23 protein-coding genes are annotated in these 26,243 nt (G+C 61.6%); 15 read left to right on the top strand and 8 right to left on the bottom strand.

Annotated features, from left to right (window positions below; translation table 11 throughout):
• Positions 1–8: 8 nt before the first annotated feature.
• Together ACFQDI_RS16760 and ACFQDI_RS16755 are read right to left on the bottom strand one after the other, a co-directional pair.
• Complete coding sequence (locus tag ACFQDI_RS16760; RefSeq protein ID WP_377168841.1) at positions 9–587, bottom strand: class I SAM-dependent methyltransferase; 579 nt, start codon at positions 585–587, stop codon at positions 9–11.
• Between the two features lie 61 nt (positions 588–648).
• Positions 649–1,557, bottom strand: coding sequence for a tetratricopeptide repeat protein (locus tag ACFQDI_RS16755; RefSeq protein ID WP_377168839.1), 909 nt, complete (start codon positions 1,555–1,557; stop codon positions 649–651).
• A 203-nt stretch (positions 1,558–1,760) separates the two neighbouring features.
• Here ACFQDI_RS16755 and ACFQDI_RS16750 point away from each other — a divergent pair, with 203 nt between their 5' ends.
• Together ACFQDI_RS16750 and ACFQDI_RS16745 are read left to right on the top strand one after the other, a co-directional pair.
• Positions 1,761–2,075, top strand: a complete 315-nt coding sequence (locus tag ACFQDI_RS16750; RefSeq protein ID WP_377168837.1) for a hypothetical protein — start codon at positions 1,761–1,763, stop codon at positions 2,073–2,075.
• Between the two features lie 91 nt (positions 2,076–2,166).
• Positions 2,167–3,792 carry a sodium:solute symporter gene (locus tag ACFQDI_RS16745; RefSeq protein WP_377168835.1) on the top strand — a complete coding sequence of 542 codons (1,626 nt, stop codon included), beginning with the start codon at positions 2,167–2,169 and terminating at the stop codon, positions 3,790–3,792.
• Between the two features lie 336 nt (positions 3,793–4,128).
• Here ACFQDI_RS16745 and ilvC read toward each other — a convergent pair whose 3' ends face one another.
• Positions 4,129–5,157, bottom strand: a complete 1,029-nt coding sequence (gene ilvC / locus ACFQDI_RS16740; RefSeq protein ID WP_377168832.1) for a ketol-acid reductoisomerase — start codon at positions 5,155–5,157, stop codon at positions 4,129–4,131.
• A gap of 126 nt (positions 5,158–5,283) precedes the next feature.
• Between ilvC and ACFQDI_RS16735 the strand changes: the two genes are divergently transcribed.
• Together ACFQDI_RS16735 and ACFQDI_RS16730 are read left to right on the top strand one after the other, a co-directional pair.
• On the top strand, positions 5,284–6,162 hold the full coding sequence (locus ACFQDI_RS16735; protein ID WP_377168830.1) for an FKBP-type peptidyl-prolyl cis-trans isomerase N-terminal domain-containing protein: 879 nt from the start codon (positions 5,284–5,286) through the stop codon (positions 6,160–6,162).
• Positions 6,163–6,262: 100 nt separating this feature from the next.
• On the top strand, positions 6,263–7,366 hold the full coding sequence (locus ACFQDI_RS16730) for an acyltransferase family protein (protein ID WP_377168828.1): 1,104 nt from the start codon (positions 6,263–6,265) through the stop codon (positions 7,364–7,366).
• A 431-nt stretch (positions 7,367–7,797) separates the two neighbouring features.
• Here the strand turns inward: ACFQDI_RS16730 and ACFQDI_RS16725 are convergent, their stop codons facing one another.
• From ACFQDI_RS16725 to secG, 3 genes are all read right to left on the bottom strand, one after another.
• On the bottom strand, positions 7,798–8,238 hold the full coding sequence (locus ACFQDI_RS16725; RefSeq protein WP_377168826.1) for a hypothetical protein: 441 nt from the start codon (positions 8,236–8,238) through the stop codon (positions 7,798–7,800).
• 84 nt (positions 8,239–8,322) lie between these two features.
• A complete protein-coding gene (locus ACFQDI_RS16720; protein WP_377168824.1) occupies positions 8,323–13,152 on the bottom strand; it encodes a PVC-type heme-binding CxxCH protein in 4,830 nt (1,609 codons plus the stop codon).
• 152 nt (positions 13,153–13,304) lie between these two features.
• Positions 13,305–13,880: a preprotein translocase subunit SecG gene (secG, locus tag ACFQDI_RS16715; RefSeq protein WP_377168822.1), complete on the bottom strand. Its 576-nt coding sequence runs from the start codon at positions 13,878–13,880 to the stop codon at positions 13,305–13,307.
• A gap of 140 nt (positions 13,881–14,020) precedes the next feature.
• On the opposite strand from secG, the gene ACFQDI_RS16710 reads away from it, so the two are divergent.
• From ACFQDI_RS16710 to ACFQDI_RS16690, 5 genes are read left to right on the top strand one after another with little or no spacing between them, the layout of a single operon-like run.
• Positions 14,021–16,165 (top strand): VIT and vWA domain-containing protein, encoded by a 2,145-nt coding sequence (locus ACFQDI_RS16710; protein ID WP_377168820.1) that lies wholly within the window; start codon positions 14,021–14,023, stop codon positions 16,163–16,165.
• Between the two features lie 19 nt (positions 16,166–16,184).
• Positions 16,185–17,348 carry a vWA domain-containing protein gene (locus tag ACFQDI_RS16705; RefSeq protein WP_377168818.1) on the top strand — a complete coding sequence of 388 codons (1,164 nt, stop codon included), beginning with the start codon at positions 16,185–16,187 and terminating at the stop codon, positions 17,346–17,348.
• A gap of 16 nt (positions 17,349–17,364) precedes the next feature.
• On the top strand, positions 17,365–18,051 hold the full coding sequence (locus ACFQDI_RS16700; RefSeq protein ID WP_377168816.1) for a response regulator transcription factor: 687 nt from the start codon (positions 17,365–17,367) through the stop codon (positions 18,049–18,051).
• A gap of 4 nt (positions 18,052–18,055) precedes the next feature.
• Positions 18,056–18,307 carry a hypothetical protein gene (locus tag ACFQDI_RS16695; RefSeq protein WP_377168814.1) on the top strand — a complete coding sequence of 84 codons (252 nt, stop codon included), beginning with the start codon at positions 18,056–18,058 and terminating at the stop codon, positions 18,305–18,307.
• Positions 18,308–18,314: 7 nt separating this feature from the next.
• A complete protein-coding gene (locus ACFQDI_RS16690) occupies positions 18,315–20,540 on the top strand; it encodes a sensor histidine kinase (protein ID WP_377168812.1) in 2,226 nt (741 codons plus the stop codon).
• On the opposite strand, the gene ACFQDI_RS16685 is transcribed toward ACFQDI_RS16690, so the two are convergent.
• Positions 20,541–20,981 carry a 3-hydroxyacyl-ACP dehydratase FabZ family protein gene (locus tag ACFQDI_RS16685; RefSeq protein WP_377168810.1) on the bottom strand — a complete coding sequence of 147 codons (441 nt, stop codon included), beginning with the start codon at positions 20,979–20,981 and terminating at the stop codon, positions 20,541–20,543.
• Between the two features lie 61 nt (positions 20,982–21,042).
• Here ACFQDI_RS16685 and ACFQDI_RS16680 point away from each other — a divergent pair, with 61 nt between their 5' ends.
• From ACFQDI_RS16680 to ACFQDI_RS16670, 3 genes are read left to right on the top strand one after another with little or no spacing between them, the layout of a single operon-like run.
• Positions 21,043–21,807: a lysophospholipid acyltransferase family protein gene (locus ACFQDI_RS16680; protein WP_377168808.1), complete on the top strand. Its 765-nt coding sequence runs from the start codon at positions 21,043–21,045 to the stop codon at positions 21,805–21,807.
• A 32-nt stretch (positions 21,808–21,839) separates the two neighbouring features.
• Positions 21,840–23,228 carry a sulfatase-like hydrolase/transferase gene (locus ACFQDI_RS16675; protein ID WP_377168806.1) on the top strand — a complete coding sequence of 463 codons (1,389 nt, stop codon included), beginning with the start codon at positions 21,840–21,842 and terminating at the stop codon, positions 23,226–23,228.
• A gap of 39 nt (positions 23,229–23,267) precedes the next feature.
• Complete coding sequence (locus ACFQDI_RS16670; protein WP_377168804.1) at positions 23,268–24,146, top strand: alpha/beta hydrolase; 879 nt, start codon at positions 23,268–23,270, stop codon at positions 24,144–24,146.
• Positions 24,147–24,164: 18 nt separating this feature from the next.
• Here the strand turns inward: ACFQDI_RS16670 and ACFQDI_RS16665 are convergent, their stop codons facing one another.
• On the bottom strand, positions 24,165–24,629 hold the full coding sequence (locus ACFQDI_RS16665) for a L,D-transpeptidase family protein (protein WP_377168802.1): 465 nt from the start codon (positions 24,627–24,629) through the stop codon (positions 24,165–24,167).
• A 125-nt stretch (positions 24,630–24,754) separates the two neighbouring features.
• Here ACFQDI_RS16665 and ACFQDI_RS16660 point away from each other — a divergent pair, with 125 nt between their 5' ends.
• Genes ACFQDI_RS16660 through ACFQDI_RS16650 form a run of 3 tightly spaced genes read left to right on the top strand, consistent with a single transcriptional unit; the run spans position 24,755 to position 26,200 of the window.
• Positions 24,755–25,342: a TetR/AcrR family transcriptional regulator gene (locus ACFQDI_RS16660; RefSeq protein ID WP_377168799.1), complete on the top strand. Its 588-nt coding sequence runs from the start codon at positions 24,755–24,757 to the stop codon at positions 25,340–25,342.
• Between the two features lie 59 nt (positions 25,343–25,401).
• Positions 25,402–25,716, top strand: coding sequence for a thioredoxin (gene trxA, locus ACFQDI_RS16655; RefSeq protein WP_377168797.1), 315 nt, complete (start codon positions 25,402–25,404; stop codon positions 25,714–25,716).
• 40 nt (positions 25,717–25,756) lie between these two features.
• Positions 25,757–26,200 carry a DUF5069 domain-containing protein gene (locus tag ACFQDI_RS16650; RefSeq protein WP_377168795.1) on the top strand — a complete coding sequence of 148 codons (444 nt, stop codon included), beginning with the start codon at positions 25,757–25,759 and terminating at the stop codon, positions 26,198–26,200.
• The last annotated feature ends 43 nt before the right edge of the window (positions 26,201–26,243 follow it).

Genomic DNA, 26,243 nt, shown 5'->3' with positions numbered 1-26,243 from the left:
CCTCGCCCTCACCCCTTCCGCGCCAGATACACAAACGCCGGTGGCACATTCCCCCAGACGACACGGCTCGTCTCCACCCCGTGCGTCATCTCATGCAGCAGCGCCCGGAACTGCCGCCCGCCCGGCAGCTTGTGAAAGCCCCAGTACGCAAACGTGGCAAAGCACCCGCCCGGCGCCAGGTGCGGCAGTACATTGTTCAGAATCGCCTCCTGCAGCCCGCGCGGAAACGCCGTCCACGGCAGCCCGCTCACGATCGTGTCAAACTTCTCCCCCGGTGGCAGCACCTGCGTAAAATCAAACTCCTGCGCCCCCGCGCACTCAAACCTCATCGTAGGAAAGCGCGGCTTCAGCTGCTGCACAAACGACTCGATCAGCTCGATGCCCAGATACTCCGCGTCATGCGGCATCGAGTCCGCGATGGCTCCGGTAAACGCACCCGTCCCAGGGCCGAGTTCCAAAATGCGCCTGGCCTTCCACACGCCCGCTGCCTCCATCATCCGTTCCGCCAGCGCCACGCTGGAAGGCGCCACCGCTCCGATGGTTTTCCAGTTATGACGCAATTCTTTGACAAAGCTGACGGCTGACATTCGGCGCGGATGTTAACGAGTACAATCCATCACGCGAGGTTTTTTGCGGCAGAATGAACTATCACGAATCCTTTTGTTTTCTCATCTCCTCCGCGATGCGAACCCGGCACTCCTCCGCAGATTTCGTGTACGGGTGTGCCTGCCCCAGGCTCTTCTTGAACCCCTCACGCGCACGCTCCATCAGCCCCAGCGCCTCCCGGTTCTTCGCCTGCGCCTCCAGGCACAGCGCCAGGTTAAAGCAGCTCATGAAAACATCTGGATGCCCCGCACCCAGCACCTTTTCCCGCAGCGCCAGCACCGTGCGGTGCTCACGCTCGGCCTCCGCATAGCGCTCCTGCTCCTGCAGCACCGCCGCAAGGTTGTTGCGGCTGGCCAGCGTCTTCGGGTGTTTCACACCCAGCAGCTTTTCCCTCAGCGCCAGCACGGCCCGGTGTTCCTTTTCAGCCTCCGCATGCCTGCCCTGTTCATTGAGCGCGGTGGCCAGGTTGTTGCGTGTGTCCAGCGTGTCGGAGTGCTCCGGTCCCAGCACACGCTGCCGCACGGCCAGCACCGCTCGGTATTCGCGCACCGCCTCCGCCTGCCTTCCCTGCTCCTGCAGGGTCGCCGCCAGGTTGTTACGGCTGACGAGTGTGTCCGGGTGCTCCTTGCCCAGCACTTTTTCACGGATGCCCAGCACCGCGCGGTTTTCCTTTTCAGCCTCCGCATACTTCCCCTCCGCAGCCAGCGTCGCTGCCAGATCACTCCGGCTGACCAGCGTGTCAGGATGGTTTTTCCCAAACACCTCATGGCAGGTCGAGACGATCTCCCTCAGCTCCATCTCGGCCTCCGCCAGCCTCCCTTGGGCAGACATCGCCGCAGCACTTTGGTAATGCTGCTGCAGCGCCACCAGCCGTTGCTTCTCACGCGTCATGCCCTCCTTCTCGGTCTGGCCGCTCGCTCCTGCCCACGGCAGCAGGCTGGCAGCTGACATCACCAGGGTTAGGCGCATCTTTTGCATGAGCTTTGCGGGATGATGAGGATGGGGCACAGCGAATCAAGACTAAAATCCGGCCGGCCCACACTCTCACATTTGAGTTTGCTCAATGCGAAGTTTCCAAACTTTGAACATCTCACCGCTCACCACATCCAATACCGGCTCTGTCAGCTTGCTGGCCAAAAGACGACCAACCCACCATGAAAAACCACCTCCGTACCCTCTGCCTCACCTCCCTCTGTCTTTCCACGGCACTCCTTCTTTCCCAGTGCACCACGCGCCCCATTGAGACAGCACGTGTGGCCAGCCCCACCCCCACAGGAAACGTCACGGTCAAAGCTCTCGGCGACACCACCGTCGCCACACGCAGGCTCATCCATCATCCTCTGACCAACAAGGACATCGGCAAAGTGTATGAGGAAATCACCATCGTCTCGCCTCGCGGCACTTCCGTCCAGGAACGCGTCATCGTACGCGCCCTGCCAAAGCTTGAGACCAACGTCGTCTCCAAATAGCCCCCCTTCTCTCCAGGGTTAGTTTCCGCTGCCCCGGCTGTTCTCTTGACGTGTGTGGTGCTTTGCAGCGACACTTCGCGCCACACACGCCATGCCCTACCTTCTCGATGCCATCGTCATCCTCGGTTACTTCGCCCTGATCATCGGCATCGGCCTCTCGCAGCGCAGCAAAAGCGGCAGCGTCGAGGGCTTCACCCTCGGAGACCGCCAGATCGCATGGTGGGCCGTGCTCGCCTCCATCCTCGCGGCCGAGATCAGCGCAGGCACCTTCTTCGGCGCGCCCGGCGAAGGCTACGCGCTGAAAAATTTCACCTACATCCAGCTCATCGTCGGCTACCTGCTGGCACGCGTGGTGGTCAGTGCCGTGTTCATTCCCGCCTACTACCGGCACAATGTCGTCAGCATCTATGAGTTCCTCGGCCAGCGCTTCGGGCCGCGCACACGCAGGCTCACCTCCGCGGTCTTCCTCGTCACACGCACCCTCGCCAGCGGCACACGCCTCTGGGTGCCCAGCATGCTCCTCGTGCTCGTGTGGCACCTGCAGTACCCCGGCGAGACACTCTCACCCACCAAGGAGTTTCTCCTCACCGGCGGCGCGCTGATCTTCGTCACCCTCGCCACCGCGCTCTACACCTCCATCGGCGGCATCCGCGCCGTCATCTGGACAGACGTCATCCAGATCATCGTCCTCATCTGCGCCCTCAGCTTCTCCCTCATCTACCTCCTCGGCCACATCCCCGGCGGCTGGGCTGGCGCCACCAAACTGCTCACGGGCGAAAAAGACCTCCTCGTCTGGGACTGGGGCATCAAGCCGGGCGTCGGCCTCTGGGAAAACATCAAAGGCATCCTCGAGCAGGAATACACCGTCTGGGCCGCCTTCCTCGGCTCCACCTTCGTCACCCTCGCCACCCATGGCACCGACCAGGACATGGTTCAGCGCATGCTCACCGCCAAGAACAAAAAGCAGAGCGCCATGGCCACCATCCTCTCCGGCCTCGCAGACGTGCCCATCACCCTCGTTGTCCTCGCCATCGGCATCCTCCTCTGGGTGTACTACCAGCAGCACCCGGACACCACCCTGCCTCGCAGTGAATCCGGTATCGTCTCTGCCAACAAAGTCTTCCCCCACTTCATCCTCACCGTCATGCCCGGCGGCATTCGCGGCCTCGTGCTCGCAGGCGTGCTCGCCACCGCCATGGGCTCCCTCAGCACCGCCTTGAATGCCCTCGCCACCAGCTACGTGCGCGACTTCCACTTCCGCTGGTTTGGCGAGCCCGCCACCGATGCCGGCCGCGTTCGCGTCCTCCGCTTCGGCACCGTACTCTTTGCCGCGCTGCTCATCTCCGTCGCCCTCGGCACCGCCTGGGTCACCACGCACAATCCCACCCTGCGCATCCTCCCCATCATCCTCGGCATCTTCGGCTACACCTACGGCTCCCTGCTCGGCGTCTTCATGGTCGGCCTCTTCACCCGCTCACGCGGCAGCGACTTCGGCAACACCCTCGCCATGCTCGCCGGCTTCATCGCCGTCGCCTACCTCAGCGGCCTCGACATCGATGTGCTAAAACTCTTCAACCCAAAGAGCACTTGGAAGCACGCCGACTGGGTCCCCGTCATCGAGTTCCCCTGGCGCATCATGTTCGGCACCGTCGTCACCTTCTCCATCGCCATCCTCTTCCCCTCTCCCACTCAGTCCCAGGAGGACCGCGCTAACTAAGTCACCTTGCTCTTCAAGTTCGTCCTCGATCCAGCCGCCCCGCAAACTCCCAGCCCTCCGCTCGCCCAACCCGCCTGCGACTTCTGCCATCCCCGTTCATAGTTCGGGCTTCAGCCCGTTCCGCAACCCCTCCTCGATCCAGCAGCTCCGAGTCACCTCGGCACTCCACACGCACAGACCTCTGCGTTTTTCCAATCTCTGCGGTGCAATCAATCAAGCGCTCCGCAGCCCCGGCGCCCCGCCCAAAAAAAAGCGCGGACCGTTTCCGATCCGCGCTCTTCTTGATTTTATCGGACGGTCTCGCCGGCTTCACCGCCTCGACCATCTTCACCACTCTTACGAGTAGCTGGCCTGCTGGCCCTTGATGTCGCGCTTCTTGATCCACGGCATCAGGCTGCGGAGGCGTGCGCCGGTCTTCTCGATCGGGTGCTTCTCGCCATCCTTCAGCAGCTTGTTGAACTTCTTGTAACCCGTCTTCGTCTCGCGCACCCACTCCTTGGCAAACTTGCCGGTCTGGATGTCCTTCAGCGCTTCCTTCATGCGCTTCTTCACGGACTTGTCGATGATCTTCGGACCCACCTTCACGTCGCCCCACTTGGCGGTTTCGGAGATGGAGAAGCGCATGCCCGCGATGCCGGACTCATTCATGAGGTCCACGATCAGCTTCAGCTCGTGCAAGCACTCGAAGTAGGCCATCTCAGGGGAGTAGCCGGCTTCCACCAGCACTTCAAAGCCAGCCTGCACCAGCGCGCTGGTACCGCCGCAAAGAACGGTCTGTTCGCCGAAGAGGTCGGTTTCGGTTTCTTCCTTGAAGGTCGTTTCCAGCACGCCGCCGCGGGTGCCGCCGATGCCGTGCGCCCAGGCCAGCGCGATCTTCTTCGCCTGCTTGTCGGCGTTCTGGTAGATGGCGATCAGGGCTGGCACGCCCTTGCCTTCGGTGTACTGGCGGCGCACGATGTGGCCTGGGCCCTTCGGAGCCACCATGATCACGTTCACGTCAGCAGGGACGGTGATCGTCTTGAAGTGGATGGCGAAGCCGTGGCTGAACAGCAGCGTCTTGCCCTTCACCAGGTTTGGCTTGATGTCCTTGTTGAAGACGTCGGGGATTTTGGTGTCTGGAACGGCGACAAAGATCACGTCGGCCTTCTTCACAGCTTCGGCAGTGTCATAGACCTTCAGGCCCTTTTCTTCGGCCACCTTGCGGCTCTTGCTGCCAGGGTAGAGGCCGATGATCACGTTCACGCCGCTCTCTTTGAGGTTCAGGGCATGGGCGTGGCCTTGGGAGCCAAAGCCGATCACAGCGCAGGTCTTGCCTTTGAGCGGTGCAAGGCTGGCGTCTTTTTCAGTGTAGATTTTCGCGGGCATATAGGTTCTGGTTAGAGGGGCGGCGACAGTGCTTCATCGGGGGGGCGGGGTCAAACGGCTTTTTCCCGGTCCGCCAAGGCTGTCGTTGACCACCCCCGGCCACTGGGTAGTCTCCGGCCCTCCAATATGAAACCCACCATCGCCCTGCTCTGCACCGCACTTGCTGCGGCATCCCTCGTTCAAGCCCAGGAAGTCAAGCCCGCACAGCAGCAGGCCGAATCCCCCTCCTCCTCCGCACTCCCCATGGACAAAGTCAGCTACTTCATCGGTAAAAATGTCGGGGCCTCCATCTTGCGTCAGCAGGAGAAGATCGACCTCAAGGAATTCGCCGAAGGCGTCAAAGACGCCCTCACCTCCAAGAAGAGCTCCAGCTACTCCATGGGCACCGGCCTCGGCCAGCAGTTCGCCAGCGAAGGCATCCCGATCGACGTCGAAAAGCTCATCGCCGGCATCACCCACACCGTGCAGCCAGGTTCTGACAAACCCGCCTACACCGAGGAAGAGCTGACCGCCGCCATGGCCTCCTTTGAAATCTTCATGAAGGCCAAGGCTGAGGCCAACATGACCCCCGAACAGCGTGCCGAGCAGGCCGCCGTGAAGAAAAAAATGGAAGCTGCCAAGGAGGAAGGCGTCAAATTCCTCGCAGAAAACACCAAGCGCAAGGGCGTCACCACCACCAAGAGCGGCCTCCAGTATGAAGTCATGAAGGAAGGCACCGGCCCCAAGCCCGCCATCACAGACACCGTCAGCGTTCACTACCACGGCACCCTCGTCAACGGCACCGTCTTTGACAGCTCCGTCGAGCGCGGCATGCCTGCCTCCTTCGGCCTTCAGCAGGTCATCAAAGGCTGGACCGAAGCCCTCCAGCTCATGCCCGTCGGCTCCAAATGGCGCCTCTTCATCCCTTCCGACCTCGCCTATGGCGAAAGCGGCAGCCCCAGCGGTGAAATCGGCCCCGGCGTCCCCCTCATCTTCGAAGTCGAGCTCCTCGGCATCGTGAAGTAACCGGCCACCATCTCATCATCACCTTTGAAGGGCGATCCTCGCAGGATCGCCCTTTTTCGTGCCGTTTGTTGCCAGCCTTTCTGGCCATCCTTTCACACCCATGTCCGCATCCACCACCCCTCCCCCCACCCCCGCACGTCTCCTCTCCCTGGATGCCCTGCGCGGTTTCGACATGTGCTGGATTCTCGGGCTCTCAACAGTCGCCACTCAGGTGTTGAACCGCGCCTTTCCACAACACCAGGCTGTGGCTGAACTGGCCACCCAGTTCACCCACGTCAAGTGGGACGGCTTCCGCTTCTACGACCTCATCTTCCCCCTCTTCCTCTTTCTCGCCGGCGTCTCCCTCTCCATCGCACTGCCACGCCGTCTCGCGCGCGATGGCCGTGGCGCGGCCATCCGCCACCTGCTCGCACGCGCCGCCATTCTCGTGGTCCTCGGCGTCATTTTCTCCGGCGGCGTGAAAAACGGCTGGGATCAAATCCGCTGGCTCGGCGTCCTCCAGCGCATCGGCATCGCCTCTGCCGCCGCCGGTTTGCTCTCGCTGTTTCTGAAGACCCGCGGCCTCACCCTGGCCGCCGCCACCTTGCTCATCGGCTACTTCCTCCTCCTGCGCTTCATTCCCGTCCCCGATATCGGCGCAGGAAACTTTGCCGAAGGCATGAACCTCACCAACCACCTCGACAGCATCTGGCTCCCCGGCCGCAAATACGACGGCGACCACGATCCCGAAGGCATCCTCAGCACCCTCCCCGCCATCGCCACCGCCCTCCTCGGCTTGCTCACTGGCAAATGGCTCACCTCAGACACCGCCCCTTACCGCAAGGCCGTCGGCCTCATCGCCGCAGGCGCGCTCCTGCTCGCCCTCGGCTGGTCCTGGCACCCCTTCTTTCCCGTCATCAAAAAAATCTGGTCCTCCAGCTTCGTCCTCGTCGCCGCCGGCTGGAGCGCCATCCTCCTCGGCACCTTCTACTTCATCGTCGATGTCCTCGGCTTTAGTCGTGGCCTCGCCCCCTTTCTCTGGGTCGGCTCCAATCCCATCGCCCTCTACCTCGCCTCCGGCTTCGGCTTCTTCCGCACCATCAGCGAGCGCCTCGTCACCACTCCCCCGCCCCCTTACGACTGGATCCCCTCCGCCATGACCTTCCTCATCATGCTCGCCACCGCCCGCTGGCTGCATCAAAGGAAGATCTTCCTGAAGGTCTGAAGTACGACAGACACTCCTTGTATATAGATCAGCGCTCTCAAAAACAGATTCCGAGCGCAGCATCTGCCACCGTAGGATGGGTGTGGCGACAGCCCGCCCGTCCATGAGCGCGCCGCAAACACCCATGCCCCTCGCACCCCGGCCAATTCACCAAAACACGGAACAAGCAGTTCCATGAATCGCAGGAGTGATGCTGCCCCAACAACGCCCCGGCAAACCAGGCTGGGAAGCGCGTAGCGCTGGTATAACGGTAACCGTGGGAGCCAACCCTCGGAACCACGCCAGCCAATCCCTGGAAAAAATCCGGTTGAACCGCGTAGCGGTGATACAAACCTCTATTCGGCCCATCGCGCCCCTCACTTCCCGCTCGCCGGGCAATATGGCAGGCTTTTCAAAAAACAGTCAAAAGCCAGTGCAGCTTCGATTGGCAGTCAAAGCCCGTCAGGAGGTCTGCGCAGGCTTTCTGGACCACGCCAGTTTTCGCGCATGGTCAAAAGGCAGGCTGAGGTCATGAAGAACACTGCCCATGCAGCACCGTAGGACACAAACTCACGCGGCGAGACCGGTGTGATCCAAGTCTTCCATTCCAAGGGCATGCTTTTCGGGCCTTGGAAGCCCGGCTCATGGAATTTCAAAATGAGGTCTTGGTAGACGACACGACCGACAACGATGACGGCAAACAAAGCGGTTCCTGTGAACAATCGCTTCAGGCTGGTGGGAAGCAGCACTCGCAGCCTCTGCCAGTCCTGAAGCCAGACCACGCTACTTCCGTTAATCTCACACAAGGCTCGGCCAGCCGCGAAAAATGGGATGAACACAATGAGATGCAGCGCATAAAAACCGACCCAAATGCCATGGTCGGGTCTGAACACGGCTGATAGGCAAACCGCCATCGAGCAGGCATACCCCGCCCAGGCGAGCATTTTGCAAAATCGCCTCCAAAGTGACATGGCGGATCAATTTTTCCCGCTCGCCCACTTCACCGCATTGCTCAAAATCTGCTGATACGGCTTCAGGTCATGCACCCGCGCATCATGCCCCAGCGCGATCCCCACAATCTTCGCCTTCGGATGCTCCGTGATCCACACGCTCGGATGCGCCGCCTTGTACTTGTCGCTCGGGCTCGTCTCCGCCAGCACGGTGATCTTCGCCGTCCCTGCCGGGATCTTGTCCGGCTCCGCATTCACATAATACAGCTCGTCCTCCACCGTGAAGCTCGCAGGTACTCCCGCCAGGATCGCGTGCTCGGCCTTCACCGCCTTCACATCGAAAGGATGGATCTTGTCATGCCCCCTCGCACCACCGCCCACGATCTGCGCATTCAGCTCCGGCCATCCGCCAAAGCCATACCACGTGCCAGGATGCAGCATGATGATCCCCTTGCCCGCCGCCGCAAAATCAAACAGCGCTTTGCGATACGCCGCCGTGTCGAAAAACTTCCGGTTCACGCTGATCACCGCCACATCCGCATTCGCCAGCTCCGCGGCCGCCTGGTCTCGGTCCTCGGTGTAGTGCACGGTAAACCCGGCGCTCTTCAGCGTCGCCACGTCCGTCTCGCCAAAGAACTTCGCGAAGTTGTGCGATGACCCGCCGCCAATGACCAGCACCTTTGTCTTACCGGCCTCCCACTGCACCGGCGTCGCAGCCACCAGCGGTCCGTCCCCTTTGCCACCTTCCTTCGGCCCCGCCTCTGCCGCACCACCCGCTTGCGCAGTGGCTTTGGGCTTCGCCGCTGCCTCTACATTCGCAGGCTCAGCGCTCGCGGTGATCGCCACCGTGCAGGGCGTCACGATGCTCCCGCTCGTCTCCAGCGTGATCTTCTTCAGCGCCCCCTTCTTCTTCAGATTGATCGCAAAATAACGCAGCTGTCCGCGCCGTGTGAAGTCACCCGCATCTTCACTCAGCGGCACCTCTGCCTTGCCGATGTAATCGGCGAAATGCTCCCCATTTTTCAGCACGATGCTCTCCTTGTCGCCGTCGGCATAATCAACATGCACCGTCATCGCCGGCTGTCCGCGCGCCTTGTCCCCGCCAAACGGCCAGCCCCAGCCAGCCACACCGCCCAGGAAATGCAGGCTCGCGGCCGTGGTGTTCGTCGCGATCTCCACCTTCTCGGGGAAGTTGTCAGCCGCAGTTCCCTTGCCACCACCTTTGAGAGCGATCAGGCTCGCCCCTGTCTGCGACTTCTCCGGGTCCATCACGAAAAACGGCACCCCATGCACCGTCACGTTGCCAAACTTGTGCAGCGTCACCGTCTGGTCCTTCGCATCTTCCTTCGCGAAAATGCCGGCACGGCTGTCCGCATTGTAAGCCGTGCGCAGGTCCACCACCCGGAACTTCTGCTCCCCGCCGCAGATGAAGGCCAGGATGTCCCGGATGTTCTCCGCCCCCAGTCCTTCCAGCCCTTCCGGCATCAGGCTCCGCCGCGTGTTTTCCCGCGTGGCGATGTCCGCCTTCTTGATCTCAAAATCACCGCCCTGATTCCGCAGCGTCAGGCTCGCCTGGTTTTCCGTGATGATCACACCCGCCAGTGTTTCTCCTTTCTTCGTGGTGATGTTCCAGGCCCAGAAGCTCGGATCCACCTCACGGTTCGGATCCACAATGTGCACCAGCAGCTCCGCCGGTCCATGCGCCCCCATGCCCGTGAGCTGCGGCCCCACATCGCGCAGCCCCACATCTCCCAGCTTGTGGCACACAGCACACGCGGCCGTAAACATCGCCTTGCCCTTCACCGCATCCCCCGGCTTCTCCACCTCCGGTGTCAGCTGCGCGATCAGCTCGTTCTTCGCCTTCGCGTTCGGGCTCAGCTTGTCGATCATCGCATTCGCCCGCTTTGCCACATCCTTGTTTGGATGCGTCCGCAGCCGCGCAATGTTCCCCGGCCCAATCTCCTTCGGGTCAATCTTCCCGTCCTGAATCGCATTCAGCAGCGCCAGCGCAGCCTCGGGCCTCTTCAAAATCGCATCAAAGGCTTGCGTGCGCAGCTCAGGCTTCAGCCCGTTCAGGTTCGCCACCAGATCCGTGACACTGCCCTTTTCATCCATGGCCGTGATGATCGCAGCCTGCAGCGCATTGGGAGAGTCTGCTCGGGACAGCACGCCCACCACCTGCACACTCGCATCGCCGCCGATTCCGATCAGCGACTTCGCAGCCGTGATGCGCTCCGCGATGGCTGCTCCCTTGTCCTCCAGCTTCGCCGTCAGACTCGCAATCTGCGCCTTCACCTCGGCCGCCAGCGCCCCCGCCTTGTCCCACTTCACCACCAGTGGCAGCACCGCCGCCGCCAGCCTTGGCTGTTCCAGCAGCTTCTTCAGCGAGCCCGTCAGCTCGGGCGTGAGCGCAGGCCCGCCGCTCATCATCTGCGCGATGCCTTGCAGGATCACGGCTTTAAGCCCGTCCGCTTTGGCATCGGCATTGGCACAGGCGCTGATCAGTTTGTCAGCTCCTGTCGGCAGCGCCGGCGGAAGCAATGCCGCCACGAAAGCTTCCGGTGCTCCATGCACCAGCGCAGCTTCAATCATTGGCTGAGCTTCATCAGCACAGGCGGCGATCAACGCCGAGCGGCTCCAGTCCTCTTTGGCAGCCTCATAATCCTTCAGCACCTGCTGGCGTCCCGCATCAGTTTTCACCGCCTTTTCAGCGGTCTCATAGGCTTTGAGCGCGTCGCTGCCCATCCTGGCGTTGGGGTTCTTGCCCTGCTTCACCGCCTTCGTCGCCTGCTTGTGCTGCACCTTCCAGATGCGCCCAAAGTAATGGTCACGGTCAGGCCGCACCGCCGCATTGGCCGGGCCGTGGACGGGGCCGCGCGTGTCGTTGTGAATCACCGCCTGATTGTAGAAATCCACCACATACAGCGCGCCATCCGGCCCCACTCGGTTTTCAATCGGCCGGAACCACAAATCCTTGCTGCGAATGAACTCAGTCTTCTCACGCCCCGCCTCACGATGCGCCTTGTAGGTCACCCCATCCTTCTCAACAAAGAAGTGGCTCACAATGTTCAGCGTCGGCTCGGTGGTGAAGTAACTGTAGTTCCACTTCTTTGGCCAGGCGCCGCCTTCATAGATCGCACAGCCTGCCGCAGCCGTGTAGCTCCCCACCTGGTCGATCTGCACATACGCCTGCTCCGGCCACGACATCAGCGGATATGTCGGCTCCTTCGGCAGCATGCCATTTGTGCCCATCACGCCGGGCAGCTTGCCCTTCGCCAGCACATACTCAGGCAGCACCACATGGAGGAAGTGATTCCCGCTCGTCGGCTGCGTAAAAAACACCTGCCCGTCCGTCGTGATGTCCAGTCCCCACGTATTCCCACCGCGTGAGGCATACTGCTCAAACGCGCTGCCGTCCGGCTTGAACCTCACCACCCCGCTGCCGTCCGTGCCAAAATCCTGCTTCCCGTCCGGCGAGGTCACATGCCCGGAGCTGTATCCATGCGTGGCATACACCCATCCATCCAGCCCCCAGCGCAGGTTGTTGATCACCGCATGCGTGTCCCCAGTACCCAAGCCCGTGTAAAGCTTCGTCCGCTTGTCCACCACTTCATCCCCGTCCGTGTCTTCCAGATACCAGATGTCCGGCGCTGCACACGCAATAACGCCCTTCTTGTAGAAGCAGAAGCTCGTGACGAGTTCCAGCTTGTCCGCAAACACATGCTTCTTGTCCATCACGCCGTCGCCATTCGTGTCAGACAAAATTGAAATCCGGTCGATCGGGTCACGGTCATACTTCTTCGTCCACGAGCCGCTGTCCTTCCACTTCTCCACATTTAGCTCACGCCGCCCGTTCGGGTACTCCGGCGTCTCGCACACCCACAGCCGCCCCTTCTCGTCCCAGTCCACATTCATCACCTTGTTGATCAGCGGCTCCGCAGCCACCAGCGAGATGTCAAACTCCGGATGCACCTCCAGCTTCTCCGCCGCCTTCTCCGGCCGTGTCGGTCCGCCTTCCACGTAGCGCAGATTGTCCCCCAGCTCCTCCGGCTTGCACAGTTCGTCCACATTCTCCCGCTTCCCCGCCCACGCGATCCCCCTCAGCAGCAGCGCCCGGAAATTCGGCCGGCTGAAGTTCGCATAATAATGGCCCGGGATGCTGACAAACGACCGGTAGTTGTCCTTCTCATAGGTCCAGACCTGCGGCTGGATGTCATAGATGCTGACCTCCTTGCCCCCCTTCGTGATCTCCGTGGCCCGCTTCGCGGCCTTTTCGTTCCGCGCCCCGGACGGCTTGGGGGTATAGGCCCCGGCCAGAATCCGGCACTCCGGCAATACATCCATGTCGTAGTAAATTTCATCATCCATTGCGAAATTCGACACATCTTTCGTGATCGGATTCTCATGATCCGTGAAGTACAAATGCATCGGCCCCTCCCGCCATTTCGTCTGCCCATGGTGCCACGACCCGCCGATGATCCCCTTGAACCAGTCATGGTCCTTGGAAACCGATGCCGCGTGGATCGTCACAATGCCGCCCCCGCGCTGCAGGAACTCCATCAGATCCTTCCGCTCCTGCCCGATCTTGATGTCACCACCGCTGTCCAGATGCAGAATCAGTACATCCGTTGCATCCAGCTGCTCCTTGGTGGGAAAGGCATCGCCTCCTGTCGCTTTCGCCCCCCGCTCATTCAAGAGCGGCACCCAATCCCGCAGAAAGGCAGGATGATCATGCGCCCCCGGCCCGTGGGACTTCGGCCCCGACCGGATAAACACCCGCAGCGGCTCCGCCGCAAAGGACGTGTGCTGGATGACGCAGGACGTGGCAAGCGCGAGAAGGAAAAGGAAACGTTTCATGGTTGGGCCGATGGTAGCCAGAACCAACGCACGATGTGAAGCCCGTTTTCGCACGGCACACTATCAGAAATGCACATGCATTCCCCGCCTGAAAAAACAAAGGGCACGACGCGAGTCGTGCCCTTGGTGGGAAATTCAATGCAAACCGTCGCTTACTTCGGCTGTGCTGCGGGAGCCGGAGCTGGCGCTGCTGCCGGAGCCGGTGCCGGAGCCGGTGCCGGTGCCGGTGCTGCTGCAGGAGCAGCAGCCTTGGGGGCTTCGGGAGCCTTGGCAGGCTCGGTCTTCGCAGGAGCGTCCTTCTTGGCTTCGGCCTTCGGAGCTTCACCAGCCTTGGCAGGCTCAGCTGGCTTTTCCGCATCCTTCTTCACAGCCTCCTGGATTTTCCCCAAAAGCTTGGCCTTCGCCTGCTCTTCAGCGGTAGGAGCGGCTGCAGCAGCAGGAGCCTCAGGCTTGGCATCGCCAAAAAGGGATGGGGCCTTGGTCCCGGTCTGGTGGCGGCTCACGAGCACCGCCAGGAGGATGGTGATGGCAAAAAGCGTGATGGCCAGATAGACCGTGAACTTCTGCAGCACATTCGTGGTCTGCGCACCCCAGACTTGGCTGGCGGCGGCGTCTCCAAAGGAGGCGCCAAGGCCTTCCTGACGGGGGCGCTGCATAAGCACGACGAGGATGAGCAGAAGGCAGACGATGACTTCCACTACAGTGAGAATTCCAATGAAGATGTCCATAAGAGGGGGCGCGAATATGGGGGGACTTCCCCGCTTGGCAAGGGGGAGTTCCAGTTTGCACAGCCGAGGCCGGGCCCGTTCGCCCCCCCCTTTACAGGGCGTTTACAGACGCCGCACGCCGCCTGAACCACCCTGGGGGCATGAAAACGACCCTGTGCGCCCTTTTTCTCGCCTCCCCGCTGCTCGCGCAGACTTCCGGCGTTCCGGCATGGATCTCCCCCAGTGCCAGGGTGATTCTCGCCCAGCCGGTTCAGGTCACCCAGGTCGAGGCCCGCATCGACCTCGCGGACCAGCACGCCACGACCACCCTGGACATCGCCCTGCACAACCCGACGGGCCGCCCGCAGGAGTCCGAACTGCTCGTCCCCGTCCCCACCGGAGCGGTACTGAAGGCCTTCACCTTTGAGGGCGGCGGCTCCGAGGGCACGGCCAAACTGCTGCCTCGGGAGGAAGCACGACGCATCTACGACTCCATCGTGGCACAGACACGCGATCCTGCGCTGCTGGAGTTCGTGGGCAACGCGGTGGTGAAATCGAGCGTGTTCCCCGTCCCGGCCAATGGCACACAGAAAGTCCGTGTGACCTATGAGCAGCTTCTCGAAGCCGATGGCGCGAGACTCGATTATGTCCTGCCGCGCTCAGAGGCGGTGGAATATGCGGTGCCGTGGAAGCTCTCCATGCGCGTCAAATCCACGTCACGCATCGCCTCGCTCTATTCTGCAAGCCACGAGATCTCGGCCAAACAGCCCGATGGCAACACCGCCACCCTCTCTTGCGAGACCAAGGACCCGGGGGCTTTCCGGGTGTCGCTGCTGCGTGAAACCAAGGATGAAATGACCGCCTCGCTGCTGGCCTATCCAGATCCCAAGATCGGCGGCGGCTATTTCCTGGTGATGATCGCCCCGCCAAAGCCCAAAACAGATGCGAAGCCCATCCTGCGGGAGGTCACCCTTGTCATCGACCGCAGCGGCAGCATGGCCGGCCCCAAGCTCGATCAGGTCAAAGCCGCCGCCTTGCAGGTGATCGAAGGCCTGAACGACGGCGAGGGCTTCAACCTCATCGTTTATAATGAGGCCGTTGAGATGTTTGCCGCGCAGCCGGTGATCAAAAACGCCGAAACCACCAGACAGGCCCGCGACTACATCAGCGCGCTGCGGGTGAGCGGCGGCACGAACATCCATGACTCCGTGGTCGATGCGCTGCGTCAAAAGCCGCTCGAAGGCATGCTGCCCATTGTCCTCTTCCTGACCGACGGCCTGCCCACCATCGGCCAGACCTCGGAAAAGGCGATCCGTGAGGCCGTGGCCAGGGGGAATCCGCACCAGCGCCGTGTGTTTACCTTTGGCGTCGGGGTGGATGTGAACACACCGCTGCTTTCCCGCATCGCCCGTGAAACCCGGGGCAGCGCGGAGTTTGTGCTGCCCAAGGAAGATGTGGAGGTCAAAGTGAGCCGGGTGTTTGATCGCCTGCGCGGCCCGCTGCTCACAAAGCCGACCATGCGGGTGGATGATCCGAGCCGGGTGAGCGATCTCATCCCCTCCCCCCTGCCTGATGTGTTTGAGGGAGAGCAGATTCTCCTGTCCGGCACCTACCGTGGCGAGGCACCGCTGCATTTCCAGCTCACGGGCGCTGCCGCAGGGGGAGAACGAAAATTCGATTTCACCTTCAATCTCGACAAGGCCAGCACTGCCAACGCCTTTGTGGCCCGGCTGTGGGCCAGCAACAAGATCGCCGTGCTCAGCGAGGCGATCCGTGACCTCGGCGCCGATGGTGCCACGGGCGGAACGACGGAACTGGTGAATGAAATCGTGCGCCTTTCGACGCAGTTCGGCATTCTCACCGAATACACCGCCTTCCTGGCGGAAGAAGGCACCTCCCTCGCCGCCGCGCCCGCCAATGCCAGCAGGGCTGCCGACAACTATAGCGACAGGGCGATGAAGATGCGCAGTGGTGTGGGCTCCGTCTCTCAGGAAGGCAATTTGAAGAAGGCCGCTGAATCCAAGCAGCTCAATGTCCGCAATCGCTTTCTCGATGCCAAGATGCAGGCCATCGAGATCACCAGCGTGCAGCAATGCCAGGCCGGAGCCCTCTTTAACAAAGGCAACCGCTGGACCGATGCCAGCGCCGCCAAGGCCGAACGCGCCCCTGACCGCACCGTCGAAATCGGCAGCACTGAGTTTGGCCGCCTTGTCGATGAGCTCGCCGCCGACAACCGCCAGAGCCTGCTGGCCCTGCGTGGCGAGCTGCTGCTGCAGCATCGCGGCCAGCTCGTCCTCATCCGCTGAAATTCCCACAAACACACCCATGAAAACGCCATCCATCCTCATCGCCACGGCTTTGACCGTGTGCCTCGCCATCGCCAAGGACGCCCAGCCGCCCGCACCCGTGGCGGAGATCGTAAAAGTCGAAACAGCTGCCGCAGACACACCGGTGGTGCAGATTGCCGTGCTGCTGGACACCAGCAGCAGCATGAGCGGCCTCATCGAGCAGGCGAAAACCCAGCTTTGGAAGCTGGTGAATGAATTCATCACCGCGAAGCAGGACGGCAAAACTCCCGTCGTGCAGGTGGCGCTGTATGAATATGGCAAATCTTCGCTGCGGGCGGAAGAGAACTGGATTCGCCAGATCCAACCGCTCACCCGAGATCTGGACAAAGTATCCGAAGAACTCTTCGCCCTGACGACAAACGGAGGCGACGAGTACTGCGGTGCGGTGATTGAGCGGGCGACGAAAGACCTCGCCTGGGATGCGAATCCGAAAGTGTACAAGGCGATCTTCATCGCCGGCAACGAGCCTTTCACCCAGGGGCCCATCGATTCCAAAAAAAGCTGTCAGAACGCCATCGCGAAGGGCATCATCGTGAACACGATCCATTGCGGCAGCGAGTCCCAGGGCATCGCCGAGCATTGGAACCAGGGCGCGCTGCTCGCAGACGGCAAATACCTCGTGATTGACCAGAACCAGGCCATCGTTCACATCGAGGCGCCGCAGGACAAGGAGATTGTGAAACTCAACGAACAGTTGAACAGCACCTACATCAATTATGGAAAGGAAGCTCCGATGGCCAAGGCCCGGCAACTCGCCCAGGACAGCAACGCCGCCGCCAAGGCTGAATCCGGCGCCCAGGTCCAGCGCATCATCAGCAAGGCCAGCGCCAACTACTGCAACACCGGCTGGGATCTCGTGGATGCCTGCAAGCAGAAGGACTTCGACATCACGAAGATCAAGGAGGCCGACCTGCCGGAAGAGATGAAGAAGATGAGCGTCGAAGAGCGCAAAACCTACCTGGAAAAGAAAATGGCGGAACGTGAGGGAATCCAAAAGCAGGTGCTGGCACTGAACAAGGAACGTGAGAACTACGTGGCCACGAAACGCAAAGAGTCCGCCAAAACCGACACCCTTGACACCGCCATGACCAAGGCTCTGCGGTCCCAGGCGGAGAAAAAAGGCATCGCGTGGGAGAAATGAACCTTTAAACTTCGCCATGCCGTCCACCATTCTTGTTGTTGAAGACGACGCCGCGATCCGTCGCGGCGTCCTGGATGCGCTCAAGTTCGCCGGTCATACGACCCTGGAGGCAACCGATGGTGAGAAGGGCATGAAGCTGGCCCTGAGTTCGACCTTCGACCTCATGCTGCTGGACCTGGTGCTGCCGCATGCGAGCGGCTTTGACATCCTGAAAGCCCTGCGCCGAGAACGACCCGGCACACCGGTGATCATCCTCTCCGCCCGCGGCGAGGAGAATGACCGCGTTCGCGGCCTGCGGCTGGGTGCGGATGACTACGTGGTGAAGCCGTTCAGCGTGCGCGAACTGCTGGCCCGTGTGGAGGCGGTGCTGCGCCGTGCACCCGAACGCCAGCCTGTGAGTGAAACGCTCACGCTCACCGCAGCGACGATCGATTTCGGGCAGAGCGTGGCCCGTTTTGAGAATGGCGAGAGCGCCGAACTGTCCGAACGCGAGCGTGATGTGCTGCGCTACCTGGCGCTGAATCGCGGCAGGCCGGTTTCACGGGAGGAGCTTCTGCAGCGTGTCTGGCACATCGAGAACCAGCAGACGGAAACACGCACCGTGGACATGCACATCGCAAATTTGCGCCACAAACTGCGAGATGATGCAGAAGCGCCGCGTGTGATCGTCACGATACGAGGCAAAGGTTATCAACTTGCCTGAACCCATGAACTTGAACTCCAACTTCTACGGCAGTTCCACCACTCTGAGGATCTTCTCAGCAGCGGCCATCGGAAGCATGGTTGGGGGATGGATCTTCTTTTTATTGGATTGGTTTGGACCGTGGCTGTTCAGCCAGTTCATTGCTTTCGTTCTGGGCATGAGCTCCTGTTGTCCCCTTGGGGGAATTGTCACTGCATGCTCTGTGCTCTCCCTGGCCACATGGTTTGTCTGGGCCATGATGAATTCCGCATCTTGAAAAAATCATGCGCAAACCGCTCCACATCTGGATCACCTTCATCGCCTGCCTCGGGCTGCTGCTCGCGGCGATGGCGTGGGTGAGCTGGCACACGCTGGCTCTGGAGCGCGAGCGGGAAACGGCGGCGAGGGAGGCCGACCAGCAGGAACGCGTACGGCTGGCGCTGTGGCGGCTCGATTTCCAAGCGAGTGCGCTCATGATCCGCGAAAATGCGCGGCCGCCCTATGATTTCCGTCCGTTTCATTCGCCGGAAGGTCTGATCAACAAAGCGTACGACAATGTGGCGAAGGGAGAGGTGCTGGTACCATCCCCGCTGCTCGCCGAGGTGCCGGAGCATGTGCTGCTGTATTTCCAGATGGACACGCGCGGCCAGGTTTTGTCCCCGCAGGTGCCGCAAAACAACGAGCGCACCCTGGCGCTGGCGCAGTTCATCAATGCAGATGACCTGACTCGCAGTGAACAACGTTTGAGTGGATTGCGTGAACTCCTCGCCAAGCCGGTGCAGATGATCACACTGCCGCAACAACGCGAGTCCTCGGTCCGGAACAACGGACGTGCTGCACCAATGGCTCCTGCGGCGGCAACCGCCCTCAATCGTCAGCTGCTTGCCGAGATGGCCTGCGTGGCCCGCTTTGACATTGATGACTCCAAGGCGGCTGAAGCCAATGATGCCAAACTTCCACGCAACCCGGCCTGGAATACGCAGCAGGGCCAGGTGGCGTCCCAGCAGTTGATGCTGAACAGCACGGAAAACTACTCGCGCAATCGGGCCGTCAGCCTGCAGGCCGAGGAGGCGATCAAACAGCAGCCGCAAATCAAGCTGAAGGAAGGATCCAACGCGCTGGCCTACTCCAAGGAAAGTGGGGCCGAGCCCAAGCCAGCACCGGCAAAGGCTTTGAAAAAAGAATCAGCGAAACCGGCAGACAAAAGCGAGGGGTCCAGCCTCGTAGCATCCACAGGGGCTGCGGCAAAGGCTGTGGATGAAAAGCAAATGTCGTCCCAAAGACAGCCACAAGATCTGGCCCCTGCGGCAGCTCCCGCGCCTATGCCTTTGGAGCCGAAAGCGGATGGTGCGGCCCGAGCCTTGGGGAATGAGTCCTCCGCGGCTCCAGCCGCTCCAGTTGCTGTTCAGCCGCCACCCAAAAACGCCTCCGCCGTGAACAGCTCGCGGCCTTTTCAAGGTGTGTGGATCGGCAGCAACCTCATGCTGACCCGGGAGGCCTTCGTGGACGGTGTGCGCATGGTGCAGGGCGTGTGGCTGGACTGGCCCGCGCTGCGCGACTCCCTGCTGCGAGAGATCACCGATCTGTTTCCCGATGCGAAGCTGGAGCCAGCGGCAAACGCCACCGCTGGCACGCGCCCGGATGACGACCCGCTGCGCTTTGCCGCGCTGCCAGTGCGGCTGGTGCCGGGGAGCATCCAGCTACCGCCGCTGCCATTCTGGACGCCGCTGCGAAGATCACTGGGGATCGCGCTCGCCTGCGGCCTGCTGGCCGCCGCGGCGGTGGGGCTGGTGCTGTTTGGCACGGTGGCGTTGAGCGAGCGACGCGCCGACTTCGTCTCTGCCGTGACGCACGAGCTGCGCACGCCGCTGACCACCTTCCGCCTGTATTCTGAAATGCTGGCGGATGGCATGGTGACCGATGAAGCGCAGCGCAAGACCTACCTCGACACCTTGACCGGGGAGGCGAGCCGGCTGAGCCATCTGGTCGAAAACGTGCTCTCCTACGCCCGGCTGGAGCGCGGCAGCGCCAAGGCGAGGGCCGAGAAAATTAGGATCGGCGAACTTCTGGACCGCATTTTGCCACGGCTGCAGCAGCGTGCGGATGCCTGCGGCATGACCGTGTGTGTGCAGGCGACGGAAACCGACCGCAAAACAGAGCTGCATGTGGACGCGGCGGCGGTGGAGCAGATCCTGTTCAACCTGGTGGACAACGCCTGCAAATACGCCGCCCCGCGCTCCTCAGAGCCGGTGATCCATGTGGAGGCGGACACGGGCGGCAAGTTTGCCATGCTGCGCGTGCGCGACCACGGCGGGGGCATCTCCCGCAGCGAGCGGCGGCGGATTTTCCACCCCTTTCACAAAAGTGCTGATCAGGCGGCGCACTCGGCTCCAGGAGTCGGGCTGGGCCTGGCGCTGTGCCGGCGGCTGGCTGCGGCGCTGGGCGGGGCGATCACCCTGGATGCCACGCACAAGGACGGGGCCTGCTTCATGCTGCGCCTGCCGAAGTGATCAGCGCTCTCCGGCGAGAGTGACCGCCCCGGTGAGGATGACGTTTCCCGCATCATCCCGGATTTCACCGCTGATCTGGCCCAAGGTGTCGAGCACGCCCTGCAGCGAGCCGCTGAGGTGAAGCGACTGGCCGGGAGTGATGCTGCCGAGAATTTTGATCTGCCGCACGGCGGTGAGGCGGAGATTTTTGAGCGGCGGCTCGCCCGGGCGGGTCTGTATGAGGATGCCGCCCAGCTGCGCCAGCGCCTCGATCATGAGCACGCCCGGCATGAGCGGCGCCCCTGGAAAATGCCCCCTCAGAAACTCCTCCCCCCCTTTGAGCCTCCACACCGCCCTGGCGGACACACCAGGAGTCAATTCAACCATTTCGTCGATAAAACGGAATTCAGAACCATGCGGCAGGGAGGAAAGCGCTTGAACAAGCTCAGCTGAAGATGTCATGCTGAAGTCTCTTATTCACGATTCCCCACCAGAGCAAACTCCAAGATGCGCACCGGCGCCGATGATTTGCCGTGTGCTGATCCAGGCATGGCATGCCGCCGTGCTGCTGACGAGCATGGTGTTCTGGGTGGTGGGCGGCCTGCTCTTTGTGCTGGCAGGAGCCTTGCTGGTGCCAGTGCTGCCGGTGGAAAAATCCCGCGCCATGGGGCAGTGGCTGCTGAGCGCGGCCTTCCGGATGTTTCTCGCCTTTCTCTGGATATGCGGAGTTTATGAGTGCGAATACATCGGCTTTGAGGCGCTGCGGGGCGTGAAAGGCGGGCTGATCATCGCGCCGAACCACCCGGCGCTGTGGGACGCCGTGTTCATCCTTTCCAAAATCCACGGTCTGCGCTGCATCCTGAAGGACACCCTGATGCACAACCCCTTTCTGCGCGGCGGTGCCAAGCTGGCGGGCTTCATCCCAAACAAGCCTGCGCACAAGATGCTGCAGCATTCCATCGAGGCCCTGCGCCAGGGAGACCGGCTGCTGTTTTTCCCGGAAGGAACGCGCACAAGGAAAAATGAGGAGTGCATCAACACCCTCCAGGGCGGCCTGGGCATCATCGCCACGCAGTCGAGCGCGCCGGTGTGGCCGGTCTTCATCGAAACCAACAGCGACTACCTTTGCAAAGGCTGGCCACTGTGGCACCTGCCAGACAAGAAGATCCGCATGCGCATCACGCTGGGAGAACCGCTGGCCAGCCCGCCGGATGAAAGCGCGGCGGCCTTTCTCCGACGGCTGCGCGAGGTGTTTCTGGCGGCGCTCGACAAAGGGACGAAAGCCTGATGGGAGGCCGGATCTGGCGCGTTATTCACTGCATGCGCCCGCTGCTCTTTGCACTCCTCTGCGGCACCAGCCTGCATGCTGAGCCGGACATTCTTCTCATCGTGGCCGATGACCAGAGGCCGGACACGATTCATGCATTGGGCAATGCCTTGATCGAGACTCCGAATCTCGACCGCCTCGTCGCACGCGGCACGTCGTTTTCGCGGGCGTATGCTGGCTACCCCATCTGCCATGTGAGCCGGGCGCAGATCCTCACCGGAAACCCGGCCTTCAAGGCGCTGCCGAAATACCCCGGCGGCGCGATCGATCCACGGCTTGCCACTCTGGGCGGCACCTTGCAGAAAGCGGGCTACCACACCTGCTACACTGGCAAATGGCATAATGACGGACATCCGCAGCAGCGCGGCTACACCACCACGAGCGGCCTTTACTCCAGCGGCGGCGGCAAGGGTGTGACACAGCCGGACGTAGATGACCGGGGCCGCCCGCTCACGGGGTATCGCGGTTGGACATTCAAGGACGGAAACAACCAGGCTGAACTGGACAAAGGCGTGGGCCTGCAGCCCGACAACAACCGCCACGTCGCAGATGGGGCCATTCGTGCGATCCATGCCGCCCCAAAAGGAAAGCCGCTGTTTCTGCATGTGAACTTCGCCTTTCCCCACGATCCACGGCAGTGGCCTGCAGGCATGAAAGATTGCTACGCTGCCGCGAAAATGCCGCTTCCGGCCAACTTTGCGGCGAAGCACCCCTTTGACCATGGCAACATCAGCGGGCGCGATGAACTGCTGCTGCCAACCCCACGCACGCCTGAGGCGGTGCGTGCAGAGCTGGCACTTTACTATGCCATGATCACGGATCTCGACGCGCAGCTGGGCCGCATCCTGGCGGCGCTGCCAGAGCCAGAAAACACGATCATCATCTTCACCAGCGATCAAGGTCTTGCGCTCGGCAGCCATGGGCTGCTGGGCAAACAGAACGAATATGAGCACAGCATCCGCAGTCCGCTGATCGTCTGCGGCCCCGGCCTGCCCAAAAACGAGCGCAGCGCCGCGCTGGCGAATCTGAACGATCTTTTTCCCACGCTTTGTGATCTCGCGGGGATCGCGGTTCCTGCCACTGTGCAGTCGAAGAGTCTTGCGCCGGTGCTGCAGCACCAAACCGAGCGTGTGCATGAGTTTGTCACGGGAGCCTACACGGACACCCAGCGCATGATCTGCGACGAACGCTGGAAATTCGTGCTCTACACCAAGCTGGGACGCGAACAGCTTTTTGATCTGCAGACCGATCCTGATGAGCTGCACGATCTCAGCGCCGATCCGGCCCACCGGGCCAAGCGTGATGAACTGGGAGCCAAGCTGCGAAATTGGCGTGAGCAGAATGGCGACCCCGATCTGTCAAAGCCGGGCCAGCTTCGATGAAATGGCTGCGCCTTCATCAGCGTTCCCGGTCTTTCCACCATGAACCGTCTCTGCCTCACGCTTCTTCTTTTTGCCTGCGCCCTGAATGCTCAAACCCCGGCTCCGACGGCCAAGCCAAAGGCCGCCGACGCGGTGGACAAGATGGCCGCCGGGCTGAAGCCCACGCGCATCCTGCCCTACAAGAAGACCGGTGACACCGAGCTGAAGCTGCATGTGTTTGAGCCGGAGGGCTTCAAGCCGGGCGACAGCCGCGCCTGCTTCCTCATCATTCACGGTGGCGGATGGACAGGAGGCTCTCCGCCGCGCATGTACCCCTTTGCCGCGCACTACGCCAAGCACGGCATGGTAGGCGTCAGCATGCAGTACCGGCTGCATAGCGCCAAAACAGGCGTGAGCGTCTTTGACTGCGTGAAGGACGCCCGCTCGGCGATGCGCTACATCCGCAGCCATGCGGCGGAGATGGGCATTGATCCGCAGAAGATCATCGTCAGCGGCGGCTCCGCAGGTGGTCATCTGGCGGCGGCCACAGCCCTCTTTGACAACGTTAACGAGGATGGCGACGACCTCAAAGTCTCGCCCATTCCGAATGCCCTGGTGCTGCTCTTCCCCGTGATCGACACGTCCAAGGATGGGTATGGAAACGCGAAGATCGGTGAGCGCTGGCAGGAGCTGTCGCCCGTGCACCTGGTGCGCGCCGGGGTACCGCCGACCATCATCTTTCACGGCACAGGAGACACCGTAACACCCTTTGCCGGCGCCAAGGCCTTCCAAGAAGCCATGCTGAAGGCGGGCAACCGCTGCGAACTCGACATCAATGAAGGCGGTGCCCACGGCTACCTCATGCGCAGTCAGGTGCTCTTTGACGACACGATGCAGAAGACGGATGTGTTTCTGAAGTCACTGGGGCTGCTCAAGTGACGCGCCAAGGCCCGGCAGTCACTCCTCAATCCACACGGCCGTGCCTTCGGGTACGAGATCAAAGAGCTCGATCATCTCCTGGTTGCGCAGGCGAACGCAGCCGTGGCTGGCGGGGCGGCCAATGGCGTTTTCGTCATTGGTGCCGTGGATGTAGACATAGCGCTGGTAGGTGTTGGCATTGCGCGGCTCGGTGCCATGCAGCCAAAGAATGCGGGTGAGCACGAAGTCGGATTTTGTGTCCATCCCAGGCACCCAGCGCCCGACGGGCTGGCGTGACTTGAAGATGGTGCCGCTCTCCGCGCCGTGGCCGTGCTTTTCTTTGACCACAAAGCGGCCCAGCGGCGTCTTGTTGCTGCCTTCGGTGAAGCCGATGCCGAATTTCGACGTGCTGCACGGCCATTCGCGCACGAGCTTCATGCCATCGTACAAACGCAGCCGCTGCGTGCCGATGCTGACTTCGAGGCGTGGAGAGGCGAGATTCATAGCTGTGATGAACCATTCATCAGCATGCGTATGACTGCACGCGAGAACTGCACCCGTGAGTGCGGAGCGGGTGTTTGAAAAAGCATTTGACGAATTAGACCAATCAGTCTAATCACTCCAATATCATGAGCGACCGGACGACCAAAGAACGCATTCTCGACGCAGCCGAAGGGCTGATGCTCGAGAAGAGCTTTCACTCGGTCGGGCTGAACGAGATCCTGGAGGCCGTGAAGGTGCCGAAGGGCTCGTTTTACCACCACTTCAAGTCCAAGGAGCAGTTTGGCGTGGAACTGCTGAAGCACTACGTGTCTGATGCCAATGCCTACAAAAGGCAGATGCTGCTCTCCCCTACGCCCGAGCCGGACCCGCTGCGCAGGCTGCTCAGCATGTGCGAGGGAACCATCTGCCGCGTGCTGGAAACGAAGGGAAAATGCCCCTGCCTGGTGCTCAAGCTGGCGGCCGAAGTCTCTGACATGAGCGAACCCATGCGCGAGGTGCTGGCCGAGGGAAACCGCGAGGCCATCGCCATTCTGGAGCAGGTGCTGCAGGAGTGCATCGAGAAGGGCAAAATCGCCAAAACCATCCGCCCTGCCGAGATGGCCCGGATCATCCACGACCTCTGGAATGGGGCCATGCAGCGCTCGATCGTGTGCCGCGACGTCACCCCGCCGCGCGAGGCGCTGGATTTTATTCGCACACTTCTCGCAGCCTGATTTTCTTTTTAGCCGTAAATAAACCGACCGGTCTATTCTTGAAACCAAAAACGCATCCTATGAAACCCATCGCCCTCACCTCTGAAACTTTTGATGCCACGCTCTCCGGCACCGACCAGCCCGTCCTCGTGGACTTCTGGGCTGAATGGTGCGGCCCCTGCAAAATGATGGCCCCCATCCTCGACCAGCTGGCCACCGAGCAGGAAGGCCGCGCCATGATCGCCAAAGTGGACATCGACGCCTATCCCGACCTGCAGGCCCGCTTTGGCATCCGCGCCATCCCGACCCTGATCGTCTTCAAGAATGGCCAGCCCGTGAACACCATCACCGGCGTGAAGAGCAAGGGCTTCCTCGAAACCGCACTGGCTGCCTGATTTTTCCTCAAAAACCCAACACAAACAAAATCCCCACTCCATGTCCATCGACCTGACCCAGCGTCCCCCACGCAGCCCACGCGTCCGCCTCGGCGGTTATGTGATCCTGCCCCGCCTGCTCGACAAATGCCGCGCGGAGATCGCCGGCAAGAACGGCGACTACCACTACAACTGCCCGCTGGATCAGCGCTTTCTCAGCTTCACCGGAATCGACCCTGAGGCACTGAAGGCCGAGGCCGCCAAGGGCCTGGGAGACGGCGACATGTTCTCCTGGATCGAGAAGACCGCGCTGCATCAACGCAGCGACTATGAGATTGCCCACTGGAGCGAATTCCGCGAAAACGCCGTGCCGTCCGACAACGAAAGCCGCGAATACATCAGCGCGCAGATTGCCAAGGCAGGCGGTGCGGCACGTGAAGACATCGGCACGTGGTTCGATTTCCTGGACTTCGATGACTACGTCTCCTTCGGCGGCAAAGCCTGAATTCATTCCCCAGCAACCCCACACTCTCAAAACACACCCGTTC

The organism is Prosthecobacter fluviatilis (assembly GCF_042655725.1).
GTDB classification, from domain to species: domain Bacteria; phylum Verrucomicrobiota; class Verrucomicrobiia; order Verrucomicrobiales; family Verrucomicrobiaceae; genus Prosthecobacter; species Prosthecobacter fluviatilis.
This window is presented reverse-complemented; position numbering and strand designations above follow the sequence as displayed.